Genomic DNA, 18024 nt, shown 5'->3' with positions numbered 1-18024 from the left:
CACCCATCCTGGTGCCGTCGGGATTGGCATTATCGACATTTGCGGAGCGCGCTCCTCACCCGGCGCACGCGCGCTTCATCGTGGCCGCCTGGTTCGCCATGCTGGCGGTCTTCATCGTCGCGAACGGGGCCTTGTTGGCGGTCACGCGGGCCTCGGGGCGGGACGCCTCGTTCATCGCTCGCGCGCTGACGTATGCCACGCTGACCGCCGAGCTCGCGTCGAACCAGCTCGTCATGCATGCCACCGGAACGCTGGTGTCGCCGGCGGCCCTGTACATCGTGATGTTCGTCGCGCTGTACCGGATCTTCCTCGGCTTTCGGTTCGGCCTCTTCACTGCGGTCCTCGGCTCCTGTCTGTACTGTGGCGTGGGCACCCTCGAGCTCACCGGCGTGATCCCGTCGCCTCCATCGTTCAGCCCGCCTTTTCCACACCTCTTCTATGCTGAGCCCGCGGCCGCGGCGGCCGTGATGGCCGACATGTCCGCCGGCATCTTCCTGGTTTTCTTCGCGTCGAACTACGCGGTGAATCAAACCGCCAAGCTCCATCGCTACCTCACGGAGTCCGTCCTCCGACGCTACCTGCCGCCGTCGCTCGTCGAGCGCGCTGCGCACGGAGAGCTGCGGATGGACGCCGAGCCCGAGCGGCGGGTGGTGACCGTGATGTTCACCGACCTCGTGGGGTTCACATCGCTGTCGGAGCGGCTCGGCGCCGAGGCCGTCGGGCGGCTGCTCAACCAGTACCTGTCGACGGTGGCTGACGTGGCGCACGCGCACGGCGCCACGGTCGACAAGTTCGTCGGGGATGCCGTCATGATGGTGTTTGGAGCCCCCGATCTTCTCGACCCGCCCGAGCAGGCGCGTCGCTGCGTCGCGCTCGCGCGCGACCTTCAGGCCACGCTGCCGAGCCTGGGTGATGGTGTTCGCCTCGTCGCCCGCGCTGGCATCAACACGGGTGACGCCGTCGTGGGCAATTTCGGGTCGCTGGCGCACTCGGACTATACCGTCATCGGGCCTGCCGTGAACATCGCCGCGCGGCTCGAGACGGCGAGTGAGCCTGGCCGTATCCTCATCGGCGAGAGCACGGCGAAGCTGCTGGACGGCGCCGTACCGCTGGAAGCCGCCGGCGAGCTCCGGCTGAAGGGCGTGGCCGCGCCGGTGCGAGCCTTCTACGTCAAGTGACCGGTTCACCGTCTACGTGCCCGGTGCTCCGGGCCAATCGATCGTGACCATCCTCGTCGGTCGACCCCGCTGGCGACGAACACCTACTTGAGGGCGGCGAGCTCGCCGGCGCGGCGCGCGGCGGACGATACCCGCCCGAGGGCATCGGCGAGCGCGCCGCGCGGATCCTCGGGCAGGTCGACCGAGCGCCACGCCACGTAGCCGTCCGGGCGGACCAGCGATGCTCCCCCGGCCCCGAGGCCAAACGCCCTGCTGAAAGCCCCTTCATCGGATGGCAGCACGTCCGCGCCGATGCGGACGCATTCGAGCTCGATGCCCAGCTGCTCGCCGACCTGCGCTGCGGCGGGGCACCACCGCGCGTCCTCGGTGAGCAGCACCCAGCGTCGCTGGAGCAGATCGAGCGTCGACAGCCGCTCGCCACCCCTCACCACCCACGCGTGCGGCGCGCGCGTGCCGGGCTGACCCGCCCATTGCTCGGGCCGCAACGCCGGCGGGAGCCCGTCGCCGGCGCCGAGCACCGCCGTCGATCGGACCAGCTGTCCGAGCTCCATGGCGTCGTCGTCGATGATCGGCGCGCCTCCGGCGGTCCCGCCCGCGTGCGCCTTGTAGTCCTCCCGGGCGAAGATCTGATCGTGCCGGAGCCACGCGATCGGGCGCCGCTCGGCGTCATACGTGTCGAGCAGCTCCGGCGTCGACGCGCCCGACAGGACCGCTGACAGCTTCCACGCGAGGTTGTGGGCGTCCTCGATGCCCGTGTTCGCGCCGTAACCACCCCGGTTGGGCGGCAGCGTGTGCGCGGCATCCCCGGCGAGGAACACCCTGCCGGACGTGAATCGATCCGCGACGAGGGCGCTGATCTCCCAGCGCCCGGTGGTGACGATCTCGACTTCCAGGTCCGGCCTGCCGATCGCCCTGGATATCAGCGCCCTCAACGTCGCCGCGTCGCGCTCCTCGTCATCCCAGAAGATCAGCACCCAGCGGCCATCGCCGTACGTGGTGAGGAACGCGCTGAAGCCCGGCTGCTCGATCGCGAACTGCGTGACCCCCGTTCGAAGGTACTCCTCGAGCGGAGCCCGGAAGAGGACGCTGCGCGCCGTCCTGATGTGCCCTCGCCCGGCGCGGCCGATCCCGAGCGCCTCGCGGATCGCGCTGCGGTGGCCGTCCGCCGCCACCAGGTAGGAAGCGCGCAGCGCGACCTCTCGCCCGTCGCGCCCGCGCAGCCAGGCGGTCACGCCGCCCGGGTCCTGCTCGAAGCGGGTGAGCTCGGTCCCGAGCCTCACGTCGGCGCCGAGCTCGATCGCCCTGTCTCGAAGCCTGGGCTCGAGGCGATCCTGGGCGATCGCGGCGCCAGCGCACGGCGAGCGCTCGATCGCGGGCGCCGCCTGCTCACCGGGCGTCCACGGGACCTCCTCGAACCACTTCCCCGCGAGGCTCTCGACCCGAGCCCGGCGCAGCCGGAAGCCGGGCGGCACCTGCGGGATGTGCGGTCCAAGCCCGACCGCGCGATAGAGCTCCAGCGTCCTCGGCGTGTAGCCGATCGCGCGTGGATGCGGCGAGCTGCCAGCGTGCCGCTCGACCAGCACCGTGCGCACCCCTCGCCAGGCCAGGAACACCGCGGCCGACAGGCCGACCAGGCTGCCCCCGACCACGAGCACCGACGTCGATTCTATGTGCATGAAAACCGTCCTTTGATACAGTGTATCACTACGATACAGTGTATCGATCCGGATTTGTTGTCAACCGGGTGCCGATGCGGACAAGACGAGGCGAGCGATGACCGCACGGCAGAAGACACCGCACGCGACCGGCGCCTCCCTCATCTGGGAGCGCCCGGAGCCGGCGCTCCGTCCCGCTCCCGGGCCGCTGAGCAGAGACCGGATCGTGCGCGCCGCGATCGCGCTCGCCGACGCGGAAGGCCTCGCCGCGGTGTCCCTGCGCAAGATCGGGGCGTCGCTCGACGCGGGCCCGATGCGCCTCTACGGCTACCTGGACACCAAGGAGGAGCTGCTCGAGCTCATGGTGGACGCGGTGTACGGGGAGATGGCGTCCGCAGGGCCGATCCCCGGCGACTGGCGCGAGGCCCTCCGGACGATCGCCCACCGCACCCGTCGGGCCGCCAGGGAGCACGGGTGGTTCATCGATCTGCTGGGCGGCCGCCCCCACCTGGGCCCGAACGCCCTCGCGCACCTCGAGGCCTCGCTCGCCGCGCTGAGCGGCGCTCCGGGCTTCGAGGACATCGACGCCGTCATGATGGCGGTCGGGACCGTCAACGCCTATGTGATGGGCGCCATCCGCGCCGAGGCCAACGAGCTGCGCGCGGAGGTCGCGAGCGGCATGGATCAGACCGAATGGCAGCGGGCGTCGGAGGCGTACATCCGCCGGATGATCGCCACCGGCCGCTTCCCGACGCTCGCCAAGGTGGTCGAGGACGCCACCCACCCGCCCGCCGACGCCGCGTTCGACAGGGGTCTCGACTGCGTGCTCGACGGCATCGCGGCGCGCCTCTCCTGCGGAGCGGCAGCGGGAAGAGGCCTCCGCGAGCGGCGGTAAGCCGCGGCCTTCCTAGAGCACTCGGAGGAACGCCGTGAGGTCGGCCTTCTCCTGCGCCGTCAGCTTCGTGCCGAGCACGAGGTTGAAGAACTCCACCGTGTCCTCCAGCGTGAGCAGGCGCCCATCGTGCAGGTAGGGAGGGCTGTCCTTGATGCCGCGCAGCGGGAACGTCTTGATGGGGCCGTCCGCGGTCGCCATCCGCCCGTTGATGAGCACGGGCTTGAAGAAGCGCTCCGCCCGCAGGTTGTGCATCAGGTTGTCCGTGTAGTACGGCGCGACATGGCACGTCGCGCACTGGCCCTTGCCGTTGAAGACGGCCTCTCCGCGGAGCTCCTCCGGCGTGGCCTTCGCGGGGTCGAGGCGCCCGTTCAACGCGAGCTTCGGCGCCGGGGGGAAGTCGAGGATCTCCTGGAACTCGGACATCGCGTGCACCTGGTGGCCTCGGTCCAGGATGTTGATGCCCTTCTTCACGGCGATGACGATGTCGCCGTCGAAGTACGCCGCTCGCTGCTCGAACTCGGTGAAGTCCTCGACGGTCTTGAGCGCGCGCTGCGAGCCGAAGAGGCGCTGGATGTTCACGCCGCGCAGCGTGGGGGTGTCGACGCGGTGACGGAACTCCTGCGGCCGGATGTCGCCCACGAGGTGGGTCGCGTTGTTCGTGTGCCCGTTCGCGTGGCAATCGAAGCAGGCGACGCCGAGGCTCGCCTTCTCCGAGCGCCGGTCCGAGGTCGCGTTGAACTGCATCTGCGGGAACGGCGTGACGAGCAGGCGGAGCCCCTCGAGCTGCTTCGGGTTCAGGATGCCGTTGAAGAGCTCGTAGAAGTTGTCGATGGTGACGAGCTGCCCCTTGGAGACGTCGCCGAGATCAGGCCGCGTCGTGAGGTAGATCGGCGCCGGGAACTCGGAGATGAGGTGATCCGGAAGATCGAAGTCGAGATCGAAGCGCGTGAGATCGCGCCCGGTCTGGCGCTTCAGCTCGTCGATCTGGAGCTTCGGGAAGACCATCCCGCCTTCCGGCTGGTTCGGGTGGGGCAGCGGCAGGAAGCCCTGCGGCCAGAGCCCCTGGTCCCGGATGGCGTCGGGCGTGAGCGCCGCCAGCGACTCCCACGTCGTCCCCTTCTCGAGCTTCACCCGGACGCCGCCCTGGACGGGCTTGCCGCGCGACATGGTGACCCCCGGCGCAGGGCGGTTGGCGAGGTCGTACCGCGCTTCGAGCAGCGTCTGGTGGCGCTTCATCACCGCGGGCTTGTCGGCCTTCATCCGGGCGACCAGCTCGGCGAACGGCTCCTTGTCGACGACCGGCAGGTAGCTCGTGCGCGGCGTGGCGGGGCCGGGCGGCGGATTCGCGTTCATGGGCGCCCTCGGGCCCGTCGGCGCGACCGCCTCGGGCGTCCCCGGCGGCGCGTCGCGCGTGCTGACGGGCTCCAGAGGTCCCGCCCCCGGCGTCGAGGCGCAGTGCACGAGGCCGAGGGAGAGCGCCGCAGTGCACGCGACCATGCACGTGACATCCATTCTCTTCACAGGCATAAGAGAGGCTCCTTCACGAGGGGTACGTCGTCAGAAATGGCCGGCCGAGCGCCCCGCCTCTCGGCGCGCGGAGCTCCCGCCCGGTGCACACGAATGGCGGCTCGCCGGGCACAACTGCCGAGGCGCCATGAGCAGTTCCGCCCGCAGGCGACTCCTGTGCCAGGGGCGCGCCCGCCGTGCGCTCCGTCCCTGATCAGGCGCGGAGCGGGGCAAATTGCGCGGGAGATCGTGCCTCCTCGCTCGGATCGGCAAACGAGCACGCCTCGCGCCATCGCGGGTCGCCCTGCCCACGGACCTCACGAGCGCGCTCCGTCCAGCCGAGGAGCGGGGTGGCGCGAGGCAAACTGCCACGATGCGTGGCATCATGGCCCGCTCCGCGTGCGCGACCGGGGCGCCGCGGCGAGCGCGCCCCCCACGGCGGTCGGTTCAGCCGTCCCGCCGGTGCCGCTCCGGCGTGACGCGGAAGAACGGCGCCTTGACGTCCTTCGCGTTGAAGAAGAATACCCGATCCCAGACGGGGACCCGCTCCCGCTCCGCCAGATCGTACACCTCGCCTCGGGACAGGCTGCCGACGAGCTTCGCGCTCGAATGGCCTCGCATCCTCCACCGGAACTCGTACGGGAGCAGGACGCTGGGGTCGCTGAACATGCCGCGGCGCTCGGCGAAGCTCCGCCGCGCGGCCTCGGAGAGCTCCCGGGCATGACGGAGGTTCGGGGCGACGATGTAGGTCGTCGCCAGGCCCTCCTCGAGCATCTGCCGATTGATGAGCCGACCTCGCGAAAGGACGTATCCGAGCACGCGGCCGTAGGCGTCGAACGGCTGTTCGTCCGTCTGGATCTCGACCTCGGCGCCGTCAGGGAGCAGCTCGGAGAGCCGCTCTGCGGCCACCTCGGCCCAGTGACCTTGCGAGGCGCCGAGGAAGTGCGTCTCCGGCGTATCGATCGAGAGCATCCGGACAGGATGGGTCACGCCGCGCTCGTCGCGCACGCGGAGCGTGTCGCCGTCGACCGTCCTCACCACCTCGGCGACGAAGCTGTCGCCCGGCAGCTCCCGGCGCAGCCCCCGCCTCCGGGAGACAAGAGACACGTAGTCGATGAACCTCCGGAACTCCGGAAGCAATCCTGCCATCGCCCCCTCCTATGATGGATAGCCCCACAGAAACCGCCGTCCGCGCATCGCGCGGACTTTCGCCCTGTCCAGGCGGCCTGTTCCATGAAGATATAGAGAGGGCCCTGGCCCTAGGAAAGCGCTCGCCGCGCCTGACCCGCGGGGCCTGAGGTGGCCTGAAGCGCCGGTGGGATGGAGAGGGAGATTGGAACGCCAAGGCGCAAAGGCGCCAAAAGACAAGAGAGAGCTATTTTCGTCCTTCGCCCCTTGGCGCGCTGCCGTTGCAATCTTCTTCTGGCGCCTTCACGAGCTTTTTTCTCTTGTTTTGGCGTCTTTTAGCGTCTTTTGGCGTTCAATTCTTCCTCTCCTATAGCACCGTTCATCCCACCGCCTTCCGGGCCTCGCCGGCGCCGATCTCCTCCAGCAAATCGTCCTCGTCCTCCCCCGCGGACACCTTCTCCAGCGCCAGCCTCAGCTTCGGCTCGGCGCTCGCCTCGGCGGCGACGCGGATCCGTCTCTCCACCGCTTCGCCCCCGTGCGGGCGCGCCGCGAGCGCCGCAGCGACGCGCTGCTCCGGCGGCGCAGAACCGTCCTCGACGATGCGCAGCACCTCTTCGAGGTCGTTCCCCGCCGTCCGGTATCCGGTCCTGGCCACCAGCGACTCCAGCGATTTCTTCCACTCGGCCAGCGGCCGGCCATTGCGCGCGATGACCTCCAGCAGCCGCGCCCGATCCTGCGTCGCGACGACGGCCCGAGCGGCCTGAATACGCTCGATCAGCGCCGTCGCCTCGGCGCGGCTGGCCGCCGGGACGGTGATCGACTTGCCGTCCCGCAGGCCGATCTTCACGAAATGATAGACGCCGCCAACTCCCCCGTGGGTGAGAGTGATCTGGACGATGGCCCTGTGCGGGAAGAACCGCCGCCGGAACGCGCTCTTGACCATCACTCCGTCTGTGCCGATATGCACCCAGTTCGGCGTCACCTTGGCCCAGAGCCAGGCCGCGACGCCCAGGAGCGGCACGAGCCCGCCCGTTGCCGTCATCGGAGCGAGGGGCGCGATTGACCACTCCGCGATGGCCATGAACAGCAGGATCAGCACCGCCAGCACACACGGGGCGAGGATCAGGACGAAGATGGCCAGGAGACAGCCCGCGATCTTGCGACCGCTGGAGTCCTCGCGGTACGTGCGCATCCGCACCGCGCGCGCCTGCGTGCCCGCCCCGGCCCGCGACAAGAGATCGATCGCCTCCTCCTCCGAGGCCTGCTCGACGGCGGCGACGCGCCCATCCGAGAACGACAGCACCGCGGCGTGGCCGTTCGGCGTCCGCTCCGTCCAGCCGCCGGTGAGGCGCGCGAGAGGCAGACTGCTCTCCTTCGCTCCCTCCGCGATCAGCAGCCGCTCGCCCTCGATCTTCACGCTGCCGTCACGGAGGCGGCGCTCGCCCGGTCCGCGGTCCGCGCCGGCGAACGACAGAGCGCTGACGAAGTAGCTGCCAAGGCCGATCAGCGCAGCGAAGAGCGAGGCCTCCTCCGTCCCGAGCACGGCCAGCCCCCACGGAGCGGCGAACGTGCCGACGAGCGATGCGACGACCAGGGACCCGAGGAGGCGCTTGGCGCGGCGGACATCCTGCACCTCGACCTTGCAGAATCGCTCGGGCGAAGCCGCGCCGGGAGCGTCCTCGCTCATCGCTGCGGCCGCATCGCCGGAATGTGCTCGCCGTGATCCGCGGTGGTCATCGCTCGAGGTTAGCCCGGGAGCGGAGGCTCGGGGCGGCGATTCCGCCGGAGGGGCGCCGGCCGTTCCGGCCGCGGCCGGCGGGCTGAATCTCTGCCCCACGGCGGGCAACAGACGGTCATGAGCAATCGAGATGCACTGCGGACGTCATCCAACGGCCTGACCTGTCGCACGAGAGGCGCCGTCTCAGCGGTCCTGATCCTCGCTGCCGCATGTGACCCATCGGCGGGTGCAGGCGGCTCCGGCGGTGAGCCGGGGACCGGCGGCAGCGATGCAGCGAGCAGCGTGTCCTCGGGCGGGGGCGGCGGCGAGGGGGGCCGCGGCGAAAGCGGCCACGGCGGCAGCGGCGAAGGCGGCCATGGCGAGGGCGGCCACGGCGGCAGCGGCGAAGGCGGCCATGGCGGCGGCGAAGGTGGCCACGGTGAAGCGACCGGCGCGCCGCGCTGGTCTGCGCGGTTCGGCGCCGCGGGGAAGGACGTGGGCTACGGCGTCGCCGCGGACGCGTCAGGCAACCTGTACGTCGCGGGGTGGTTCACCGGGGCCGTCGATTTCGGGGCGGGTCCGCTCGTGAGCGCGGGCGGCGAGGACATCTTCCTCATCAAGCTCGATCCGCTCGGCAACGTGATCTGGAGCAATCGATTCGGGACTGACACCGATGAGCGCGGAGGCGCCGTCGCCGTCGATGCCGCCGGCGATGTCCTCTTGACCGGCTCCTATGTCGCGAGGGATCCCAGCTTCTCGGACACGCCTCCGGCGACCGTCGACCTCGGCGGTGGCCAGCTGCCTCACGCCCCCGCTCTGAGCTTCTCCGGGAACACAGAGCCCCTGTTCGTCGCGAAGTTCGACGAAGACGGCGATCACCTCTGGAGCAGAGGGTATCCGCCTGTCGGCTTCGCATGGGAGCCCGAGACGTACGATGTCGCCGTCGACGCAGCAGGCAACGTCGCCGTCCTGTACGGCTCGCTGTACGATGGCGGGCAACCGACCCCCGAGGGGAACAGCGCGGTCAAGGTGCTCGACGCGTCAGGCAACCAGCTCTGGGAGGCGCAGAACGACCTGGGCGACGGGATCGAGGGCAGCGTCGAGTTCGACAGCGCCGGCAACATCGTCGTGGTCGCCTGGCAGCATGAGGGCTACGGCTCCGGATGCCCCTGCTCCCAGGCCATCGTGGTGAAGAAGCACGACCGAGCCGGCGCCCTGCTCTGGAGCAAGATCTTCGAGGGCGAGGACATAACGGTGCTGGGCGGCGCCTCTGCGAGCAGCGTCGCGATCGACGCGTCGGACAACATCCTCTTCTCCGGCTATGTCGCGGAGGCGATCGACCTCGGAGGAGGCCCGTTGGCCCCGGGGTCGACGTTCGTCGCCAAGCTGACGCCCTCGGGCGAGCATCTGTGGAGCAGGGAGGCCCCCCACGGCGATCGCCTCGCCCTGGATCGGGGTGGCAACATCGTCGAGATATCCGAGGGGGCAGCGGGCCGTGGCTTTCGCCTCACGAAGCTCGATCCAGATGCGGCGGAGCTCTGGAGCCAGGATTTCGCCGGCGCCCTCGCGAGCCACCTGGCGATCGACAGGGAGGGGCGGATCGCTGTGACAGGCCAGCTGACCGGCACGGCCGATCTCGGCGCTGGTCCGCTCGTCTCCGCCGGCGCGAAGGACATCTTCATCGCCGCGTTCGCTCCTTGAGACGGGCGGCTCACTGTCCTTTTCGAACCCCAGGCCGCATCCGGGCCACCGATGGCACAGCGAGGCGATCAGAGAGCGAATCGCGGGCGCAGCATGCGCGGAGAGCGGGGGAGGGCAGCGCGCAAGGGCTGCGCCGTCACGAGCGACCGTGGCACCCCCGCCCACCGGGCGAGCGTCGCCACCGCGGCGTCCCTGTCGGCCGGGGCGAGGCCGCCGATGTGCGCGCCGTGGTTCTCGCCCGGCGCGAAATAGCGATACGAGTCCACCGCCGCGCCGAGATCGAAGGCCCCGGCAGACCAGGGGTCGTTCTCGCCGTAGATGAACAGGAGCTCGCTGCCTTCGGTAGCGACCCAGCGCGCGACGTCCTCCATCGCGGCAGGCAAGAACTCCGGCTCGACGGGGATGCTCGGCAGGCGATCGACCGACCTCCAGTCGAACGTGAGCAGGTCCGCGACATCAGCGGTGTCGGGCATGGGGGCGCCGAGCTCTGTGTAGCATTGCCAGTAGTACGGCTCGAAGGCGAGATACGCAGCATCGGCGCCGGCGCTCACGGGAGAGATCAGGCCGAGGGCCAGCCACAGGTCGTCGTCGGACGCCGACGCATCCGGGATCTGGCCGCAGTTGACCTCGTGCGAGTAGAGCCAGAAGTAGAACGGGAGCCATATCACGGCGCTCTCGAGCTGCGCCTCGACGCCGAACAGATCGTAGGTCAAGCCCAGCGCGTCCGCTTCCGTCTCCGCGCGCTCGAGCATCGCCGGGCGCCGGAGCAGCACCTCGCGCCGGAACGCGGCGATGCGGTCGCGGCAGTCGGCCTCGCCGACCTGGTTCAGGAAATCGATGTAGCGTGGATCTTCCACGCCGTGGCTGAGCGGAGTCACGTAGGCCACCGTGCCGTCGACGTCATCGGGGTAGAAACGACGATGGTAGACGGAGGACATTCCCCCCTTGCTCGCTCCCGTAAAGATCCATCTCCCGGTGTAGATCGCGCGGAACGCTTCGACGACGCGGTGGTGATCGGCGGCCGCCGCTTCGATCGTCATCTTGGTCCAATCCGCCGGGTCCGGGCGCGACGGCTGGAAGAACCGGTGCTCGATGTAGATCTGGTTTGCGTTCAAGAGCGCGGTGGGCTCTTCGATGTACTGCTCGGAGAGAAAAAGCGAGTAGCCGGTCGCGGCGAGCACGAGCGGCGCGCTCGAGTCGCGGTGGTGCAGCGCGAGCCGCTGCCGGAAGCGCTCGCCACCCGGGGCATCGTGATCGACAGGTTGTTCGAGCTCGATGACGAAGAACCGATAGCCGGGGATCTTGGACGCCTCTTCCGTGACCTCGGCGACGTCGAGCGCGCGCAGCTGATCCAGGATATCCACCGGCGCGCCGCCGCCGCCGGCCGACCCGCCCACGCCGCCAGCGCCGCCGCTGCCATCGGTTGCGCCGCCGCTGCCACCGCCGCCATCGGTCGCGCCGCCGCTCGTACCGCCCTCGCCGGTCGAGCCGCCGCCGGTCCCGGCGCTCGCGCTTGTGCTCGAGCTCGCGGACCGTCCTCGGTCCGGCGTGCTCATTGCCAGGGTGAAGTTGCCAACGCGTGGGCCTGCACGGCGCGTCGAGGCGAGCGCCGGTTATTCACAGGTCCAGGCGCCCGCCCGCACGATCATGCCCGTGGCGCAAGCCCATCGCTCCGCCGTGATGGCCTCGATGAAGCAGGACATTGCTCTCGCGTCGATGTCAGGATCCTGTGTCCCGCCGGCGCAGCCCCTCTCATCGAACTTGACCGCGATCCCAGCGCCGCACGGAAAGTTCATAGCGATGACGCAATCCTCGCCGATCTCCAGCAGGTGCTCCGTCGCAACGTCGGCGGAGGTGCCTCCAGCTTCGCAGAACACCGGGCGCTCTGCGCAGGGCGTGAGGCCCTCGAGCGGGATGGGATCGAACTCTCCCTCCGAATCGATGATCCCACCGAAACTCCGGTCCGGGGCGCCGCCCTGGCCTCCAGTGCCGCCCGAGACGTCCGGAACACCCGTGCCGCCGGCGCTGACGCCTGCCTCCGGTTCGCTCGCTTCACAGCCGAGACAGCTCACGACGGAAATCACAAGCAATCGATGTGTCCATTGCATCGACAGAGCATAGAGAGCTTCCATGCGGAGCACAACGCGACCCGCCGCGCGGGGTCGCCCTGCCCCCCAACCCAGGTTGGGGCGACCCGGACCCGCAAAGGCGCAAAGGCGCAAAGACGCTAAAAGACAAGAGAGAACATTAGCCTCCCTCGCTCTCTTGGAGCGCTGGCGTTGCGATCTTCCTGCGCCTTCACGAGCTTCTCTCTCCTCTCTTGGCGTCTTTGCGCCTTTGCGCCTTTGCGTTCAATTCTTCTTCTCTTGACGCCTGGGCGGCTCGCAGCTCGTGCCAGCACCAGGCGGCAGCCGGAGGAGCGCCGCTCGCCGTCCCGCTCCGGCTTGGGGCTACGCTTCCTCCGCGCTTTCCCGTTACGATGACCAGCGCGATCGCTTCGGTAGATCGCCGGGGGGCATGGGACGTCTGCATGCGGCCCCGCGCTGGGCTCCCGGGGGCGAGGGCCACCGCGGCGAGGAGGTCTTGGATGTCGTCGCATGAACAGGTAGAGCCGGCCGACACGCCGGCAGAAGAGGGCGCAGCGAGGGCGGGGGCCGAGCTCGCGCGCCGCAGGCGCGGCCTGCGCTTCCGGCTCGCGCTCGGGGCGCTCGCGCTCGCCGCCAGCGTGACCGCGCTCGTCCTGAGCCACGAGACGAAGCCCGAGAAGACCAGCGCGATCGGCGCGCGGCTCGAGCTGTCGTCGGGGGAGGTCACGCTGGCGGCGAGCGCGCAGGACGACAGGAAGTCGACCGTGGTGTCCGGTATACCGGTCCCGGTCGGGGCGAAGCTCGCGACCGGAAAGGGCGCGCGGGCGCTCGTCCGGCTCGCCGACGGCTCGGCGGTGTTCCTCCGCGCAGACTCGGAGATCGCGCTCCGCGCAGAGGGGCTCTCGATCGCCCAGGGCGAGGTCTGGCTCGACGCGCCGCCCGAAGGGCGCGGCGGGCTCTCGCACGCGCTCGGGGACGTCAACGTCTCGGCGGCCGACGCCGGCCTGTCGATGAGGCGCTCGGGCGACGCCGTGAGCGTGTACGTGGCGCGCGGGCTCGCCGTCGTCGCGGCCCCCGGCGGGCGCGTCGAGGTGCACGCAGGGGAGCAGGCGACGGTCGCCGGCAGCGCCGCGCCCAAGGTGGCGCCCCTCGCCTACTGGGAGGACTGGACCGGAGGCATGGGCGACCACCGGCCGCTCGCAGGCGAAGGCAGCGGATCGGGCCGGATCTACGGCGTCGACCTGCAGGGCGCCCCAGGGGCGCAGGCGCGCACGCTCGAGATCAGCCGGCAATCCGTGCGGGCCGTCCTGCGCGACGGCATCGCCGAGACCGAGGTGGACCAGACCTTCTCGAACCCGGGCGGACGCCAGGTCGAGGGCTGGTACTGGTTCACCGTGCCCGAGCGGGCGATCGTGAGCTCGTTCGCCGTCGAGACCAACGGCGTGCTCGTCGAGGGCGAGGTCATCGAGCGGAAGGAAGCGGCGCAGCGGTACCAGACCGCCGTGCAGACCGGGCACGAGCCGGCGCTGCTCGAGTGGGTCGACGGGCACAGCTACCGCGCCCGCATCTTCCCCGTGCCCGCCAGCGGCTCCCGGCGCGTCGTGCTGCGCTACGTGGAGTTGCTCAGCGCGCCATCAGGTAAGCTTGCTTACGTTTACCCGATGCGCGCGAGCGAGCCCGTGCAGATCGGCGAGTTCTCCCTCTCCGTGGATCTCGGCCAGGCCGGCCAGGGGCTGCAGATCGCGACGCTCGCCGACGCGGTGATCGAGGACGGCGGGCGGCGGGTGAGCATGCGGCGGAGCGGCTACGAGCCGCGCGCGGACTTCCAGCTCGAGGCCTCCGTCAAGGCCAAGCCGTCGCCGCTGCGGGTGTCGCGCTTCGCCGCGGGCGAGGACCGCGCGGACTACGTGATGGCCAGGTACGTGCCCGACGTGGACTGGGCCGAGCTCAAGGAGCTGCCCGCCGACCTGGTCGTCGTGGTGGACACGTCGGCGTCGGCCGACGAGTCGGCGCGGCAGCAGAAGGCCGCGGCCGCCGAGGCGATCCTGCGGGCGATGTCGCCGTCGGACCACTTCGCGCTGATCGCGCTCGACTCGGCGCCGGCCGTCCTGCACCCGAAGGACGGGCTGGCCGAGGCGTCGGACAAGGAGATCTCCGCCGCGCTCACGCGGCTGGCCGAGCACGCGACGGGGGGCGCGACCGACCTCGGCGCGCTGTTCGAGTCGGCGCTCGGGCGGGTGCACGGCAAGGAGCAGCCGGCGGTCATCTACATCGGCGACGGGCTCGCGACGAGCGGCGAGGTGACGGGCGCGCGCCTCGCGGAGCGGCTCCGGCGCTCGCTCACGGGCTCGCGCGCGCGCTTCTTCACCGTCGGCGTCGGCGAGAACTCGAACCACGCGCTGCTCCGCGAGCTCGCGCGCGCCGGGGGAGGACAGGCGTTCCGGATCGACGAGGCCGAGGGCTCGACGTCCGAGGTGCTGCGCCTCGCCGGCGCGATCAAGACGCCGACCATCACCGATCTCGCGATCGACCTCGGCGCAGGGCTCGACGAGCCGATGCTCACCGCGAGCGGCAAGGTGTCGCGCGGCGAGGAGGTGGTGCTGCTCGCGCGCACGCACCACGCGCTGCCCACGAAGGCGATCGTGAAGGGGCGGCTCGCGGGGAAGGAGTACACCCGCGAGCACCCCATCGAGCTCGATCGGGGCGTCGGCGCGGCGCTGGTGCCGCGCTTCTGGGCCGCCGAGAAGATGCGGCGGCTGCTCGCGGACGGCGACGACATCGAGGCGCACCGGGGCAAGGTGGTGGAGCTCGGGCTCGACTACGGGCTGATCACGCCGTTCACGAGCACGCTGGCGCTCGAGAGCGAGCAGGCCTACATGAACCAGGGGATCCGGCGGCGGCGCTCGCCGCTCCGGGGCGAGCGGCTGACGTCGCTCACGCCCCAGCGAGAGCGCGAGCTCGCGGCGCTGCTCGCGCCGCCCTCCACGGCCGTCGCCGCCGGGTGCGGGAGGAGCGAGCCGAGCGCCAGCTACGAGGAGAGCCCGGCGAAAGAAGGCGGCTACGGCGCGAGGGCGCAGGCGGCGGCGCCAGCGCCGGCGATGGCGCCCGCGATCGCGGAGCAGGGCAACGAGCGGGACCAGAGCGCCCGGGGGGATGTCGCCTCGCCCGGCGCCGCACAGGCGGCCCCGCCCCCTGCGCCCACCGCGACGGCGGCGCCCCCGGCAGAGGAGGCGGAGGTGAAGCAAGAGCCGGCGCGGCTGAAGCAGGAGGCCGCGGCGAACCAGGCGGACGCCCCCCGCCCGCTGGATGCGCCCATGAGCGCACCGGCGGCCGGCGAGCCGCCCGCGCGGCGCGCGGCCGGCGCGCTCGGGTTCAAAGGCGCGGTGGGCGGCGGCGGTGCGATCACGCCGTCCGACGCCATCACGCGCCTGGAGAAGGCCCGCAAGACAGCGCCCGCGGCGGTGCGCCCCGCTCCCCGGACCTCCCCGCCGCCGAGGCGCCCGCAGGTCGCGATGGCGCCGTGCAGCGACACCGCGCGGCGGCCGCTCGCCGAGCGCATCGTCGTCTGGTCGAAGCGCCTCGCCCGCGCCACGGCGGCGGAGGAGCTCATCGCGCGCTACGAGGGCGCGCTCACGACCTGCGAGCTGCCGGACTGGCGTTCGAGGGCCGCGCTCCTCTCGCTCCTCCAGGCGAAGGTGTCCACCGAGGGCGGCGCCGAGGCGCTGCTCGCCCGGTTCGCCGGCGAGCCCGAGGCGCAGCGGTTCATCGCGCACGCGCTCCTCCGGCGGAGCGTGGATCCCGCGATCTCCGCGGCGGTGCGGCGCACGCTCTTCGGGGGCGTCGATCCGAGGGCGAGCTGGGCGCTCCTCGACGAGCGGCTCGCGGCGCTCCCGACGGTGGACGAGCGGCTCGCGCTGGTGCGGCAGGCGCTCACCGACCGGCCCGACGATCCGGAGGGGGAGATCCGGCGGGTGCGCCTGCTCGCGGAGGCGGGCCGGAAGGACGAGGCGCTCGCCTACGGGCGGCGGCTGCGCGACCGCGGCTTCATGAGCCCGGCGCTCGCGCTCGATCTCGGCGACGTGCTCGCGTCGAGCGGCTTCGAGGCGGACGCGCTGCGCACGTACTCGGAGGTCGTCGAGTTCGATCCGGCGAGCCCCGCGTCGCGCGCGATGCTCGGCGACGTCTACCTCCGGCACGGCTGGTACGCGGCGGCGTACCGCCAGTACACGACGCTCACGGACCTCGCGCCGGCCGAGCCCCAGGGCTGGCTGAGGCTCGCCGCGGCGGCCGCGGGCAGCGGGCGCGTCGACGAGGCGCTCCGCATCCAGCGCAAGGTCGCCGCCGCGGAGGGCACGCCGGGGGCCGACGATCCGCGCGCGTGGGCGCGGCTCCTGTCGGCGGCGCGCATCGGCCGGCTGCTCGCCGGGGGCGCCGCCCCCGGCGCCGAGGCCGAGAGCCTCGCCCGCAAGCTGAAGGAGCTCCAGCTCTTCAGCGGCCCCGGGGCGCTGCGCGTCGTGCTCTGGGAGGACTACGCCGCGGAGCTCGCCCTCGCGGCGCGGGACGGCCAGGTGGACGCGGCGCTCGGCGACGGCACCTTCGCGCCGGCGGTCGGGCTCGCGGCGGTGCAGCTGCCCGCCTCGGAGCTCGCGCGCCTCGAGTGGCGCGTCCGGTTCCGCAGCGATCCGCCGGGCAGGGACGTGCGCTTCGTGGTGACGACGATCGTGTGGGACGGCGCGTCGTTCCAGGTGACGAGCGCGCCGGGGTCGATCGGCGCGAAGGACCGGGAGGTCGCGCTGGCAAGCGGCGCGCTGCCATGATCGACGTCTCGCTGCTCGGCTGGCTCCTCATCACGCTGACCTCGCCGCTGTCGCTCGTCCTGCTGCTCGTGGCGCTCGGCTCGGTGGCCTACCTCGGCGTGACGGCGCTCGAGGCCGCGCCCCGCCAGCGCGGCGCGCGCGCGGTCGGCACGGGCGCGGCGGCCTGCGCGCTCGCGGCCGGGATGATCGGGCTGCGCGTGGGCGCTGGCGCGGGCGCGGCCGTCCCGACGGCCGCCGTGGGGATCGCCGCCGCGGCCGCGATCGGGGCGACCGCGGCGTGCGCGTGGACCTTCGGCGCGCGCGCCGCGGCTGCGCTCGGGGCGGCGCGGGCCCGCCGGAGCGCCGCGGCGCTGCGGGCCGGCGACGAGCGGCGCCGCCTGCTCGCGGCGAGCCAGCGCGCGTACGCCGAGGGAGACGACCTCGCCGCCGAGACGGCCTCGGCCGACGACGCCGTCGCGCGGCTGCGCGCCGCGGTCGGCGCGCTGGCCGACGCGCGCGCCGCGCTCGAGGCGAAGCGCGCCGGCGCGCAGGACGGGCCCCGATCGGAGACGCGACCGGAGGCGAGCGCGCTCGCCGAGGACCTCGCGCGCGCGTGCGACGAGGCCGCGCTGAAGCTGTCGATGGGCCAGCGGGTGCTCGCCGCCGCGGAGGCCGCGGCGCTGCGGATCGCGTGCAACGCGCCCCTCCGGCGGCTGCTGCGGCGGCGGCCGCGCGAGGCCACGCAGGCGCTCGCGACCCTGGGCGCGGGCGCCCTCGCGCCGGCGGCGGCGTCGCTCGAGGCGTTCCTCGGCGAGGTGCGGGCGGCGCGCGTCGAGGTCATGGAGATCGCGGGGCGGCGCGCGCCGGGCGCGCTCGGCGCCGTCGACAGTGCGGCCGGTCCAGAGGCGGCGGAGGGCCCGGCGGCGCTCGCGTTGCGCGAGCTCGCCGCGATGGAGTCGGCGTACGGCGCGCTGCTAGAGCGGCTGCGCCTGGCGGAGCTCCACGCTTCGACGCGCGCGTCTGTCGAGCAGGTCGAGAGCGCCGCGGGCGCGCTCTCCGCGACGGCGAGGGCAGCGGCGATCGACCCGGCGGCGATCGGCGCGCTCGTGACGGAGATAGCGCGCGCCGAGTCGGCCATCGCCGCCGCCGCGCCGGAGGCCGGGGGCTCGCGCGCGCTCGCCGAGGCGCTCGCCGCGGGCTCGGCGGCGCTCGATCGGAGCGACGCGACGTCGCTGTCGGAGCTCATCGCAGCGCTGCGCGAGCTCCGCTGAAGCGAGGAGCGACGACCGCCCCTGAAAATCGAACGGAAAACGATGCCTGGCCGTAAGGGGTGCAAGGCATGCCCTTGGCGCGCGGCGCCC

The 18024-nt window shown here is 72.0% G+C and carries 11 protein-coding genes; 5 read left to right on the top strand and 6 right to left on the bottom strand.

Features of this window, described 5'->3' with window-relative positions; genetic code table 11:
• Window positions 1-23: 23 nt before the first annotated feature.
• The gene (locus POL72_RS48870) at window positions 24-1178 is read left to right on the top strand and encodes an adenylate/guanylate cyclase domain-containing protein (protein WP_272104162.1); all 1155 of its coding nucleotides are present in this window, start codon (window positions 24-26) and stop codon (window positions 1176-1178) included.
• A gap of 83 nt (window positions 1179-1261) precedes the next feature.
• Here POL72_RS48870 and POL72_RS48865 read toward each other — a convergent pair whose 3' ends face one another.
• Window positions 1262-2854, bottom strand: coding sequence for an FAD-dependent monooxygenase (locus POL72_RS48865; RefSeq protein WP_272104160.1), 1593 nt, complete (start codon window positions 2852-2854; stop codon window positions 1262-1264).
• Window positions 2855-2951: 97 nt separating this feature from the next.
• Here POL72_RS48865 and POL72_RS48860 point away from each other — a divergent pair, with 97 nt between their 5' ends.
• On the top strand, window positions 2952-3728 hold the full coding sequence (locus POL72_RS48860) for a TetR/AcrR family transcriptional regulator (RefSeq protein ID WP_272104158.1): 777 nt from the start codon (window positions 2952-2954) through the stop codon (window positions 3726-3728).
• Between the two features lie 12 nt (window positions 3729-3740).
• Here POL72_RS48860 and POL72_RS48855 read toward each other — a convergent pair whose 3' ends face one another.
• The 3 genes from POL72_RS48855 to POL72_RS48845 form a co-directional block, all read right to left on the bottom strand.
• Window positions 3741-5255 carry a cytochrome B6 gene (locus tag POL72_RS48855; protein WP_272104156.1) on the bottom strand — a complete coding sequence of 505 codons (1515 nt, stop codon included), beginning with the start codon at window positions 5253-5255 and terminating at the stop codon, window positions 3741-3743.
• A 426-nt stretch (window positions 5256-5681) separates the two neighbouring features.
• Window positions 5682-6383 carry a thermonuclease family protein gene (locus POL72_RS48850; protein ID WP_272104154.1) on the bottom strand — a complete coding sequence of 234 codons (702 nt, stop codon included), beginning with the start codon at window positions 6381-6383 and terminating at the stop codon, window positions 5682-5684.
• Between the two features lie 358 nt (window positions 6384-6741).
• Window positions 6742-8049 (bottom strand): hypothetical protein, encoded by a 1308-nt coding sequence (locus POL72_RS48845; RefSeq protein WP_272104152.1) that lies wholly within the window; start codon window positions 8047-8049, stop codon window positions 6742-6744.
• Window positions 8050-8382: 333 nt separating this feature from the next.
• On the opposite strand from POL72_RS48845, the gene POL72_RS48840 reads away from it, so the two are divergent.
• Complete coding sequence (locus POL72_RS48840) at window positions 8383-9780, top strand: SBBP repeat-containing protein (protein WP_272104151.1); 1398 nt, start codon at window positions 8383-8385, stop codon at window positions 9778-9780.
• Between the two features lie 68 nt (window positions 9781-9848).
• Here the strand turns inward: POL72_RS48840 and POL72_RS48835 are convergent, their stop codons facing one another.
• On the bottom strand, window positions 9849-11336 hold the full coding sequence (locus POL72_RS48835) for a S28 family serine protease (RefSeq protein WP_272104149.1): 1488 nt from the start codon (window positions 11334-11336) through the stop codon (window positions 9849-9851).
• Between the two features lie 57 nt (window positions 11337-11393).
• Window positions 11394-11864: a hypothetical protein gene (locus POL72_RS48830; RefSeq protein ID WP_272104148.1), complete on the bottom strand. Its 471-nt coding sequence runs from the start codon at window positions 11862-11864 to the stop codon at window positions 11394-11396.
• A 503-nt stretch (window positions 11865-12367) separates the two neighbouring features.
• Between POL72_RS48830 and POL72_RS48825 the strand changes: the two genes are divergently transcribed.
• The gene (locus POL72_RS48825; RefSeq protein ID WP_272104146.1) at window positions 12368-16684 is read left to right on the top strand and encodes a VIT domain-containing protein; all 4317 of its coding nucleotides are present in this window, start codon (window positions 12368-12370) and stop codon (window positions 16682-16684) included.
• On the top strand, window positions 16681-17934 hold the full coding sequence (locus POL72_RS48820) for a hypothetical protein (RefSeq protein ID WP_272104144.1): 1254 nt from the start codon (window positions 16681-16683) through the stop codon (window positions 17932-17934). The genes POL72_RS48825 and POL72_RS48820 overlap by 4 nt, the downstream gene beginning before the upstream one ends.
• Window positions 17935-18024 lie beyond the last annotated feature (90 nt).

The organism is Sorangium aterium, assembly GCF_028368935.1.
GTDB classification, from domain to species: domain Bacteria; phylum Myxococcota_A; class Polyangia; order Polyangiales; family Polyangiaceae; genus Sorangium; species Sorangium atrum.
Note: the sequence above shows the minus strand (reverse complement) of the source record. Positions and strands in the feature narration are given on the sequence as shown.

Coding starts and splice junctions, on each gene's coding strand:
- POL72_RS48865 (WP_272104160.1), bottom strand. CDS start 2,854: ATGCACATAGAATCGACGTCGGTGCTCGTGGTCGGGGGCAGCCTGGTC.
- POL72_RS48860 (WP_272104158.1), top strand. CDS start 2,952: ATGACCGCACGGCAGAAGACACCGCACGCGACCGGCGCCTCCCTCATC.
- POL72_RS48855 (WP_272104156.1), bottom strand. CDS start 5,255: ATGCCTGTGAAGAGAATGGATGTCACGTGCATGGTCGCGTGCACTGCG.
- POL72_RS48850 (WP_272104154.1), bottom strand. CDS start 6,383: ATGGCAGGATTGCTTCCGGAGTTCCGGAGGTTCATCGACTACGTGTCT.
- POL72_RS48845 (WP_272104152.1), bottom strand. CDS start 8,049: ATGAGCGAGGACGCTCCCGGCGCGGCTTCGCCCGAGCGATTCTGCAAG.
- POL72_RS48835 (WP_272104149.1), bottom strand. CDS start 11,336: ATGAGCACGCCGGACCGAGGACGGTCCGCGAGCTCGAGCACAAGCGCG.
- POL72_RS48825 (WP_272104146.1), top strand. CDS start 12,368: ATGTCGTCGCATGAACAGGTAGAGCCGGCCGACACGCCGGCAGAAGAG.
- POL72_RS48820 (WP_272104144.1), top strand. CDS start 16,681: ATGATCGACGTCTCGCTGCTCGGCTGGCTCCTCATCACGCTGACCTCG.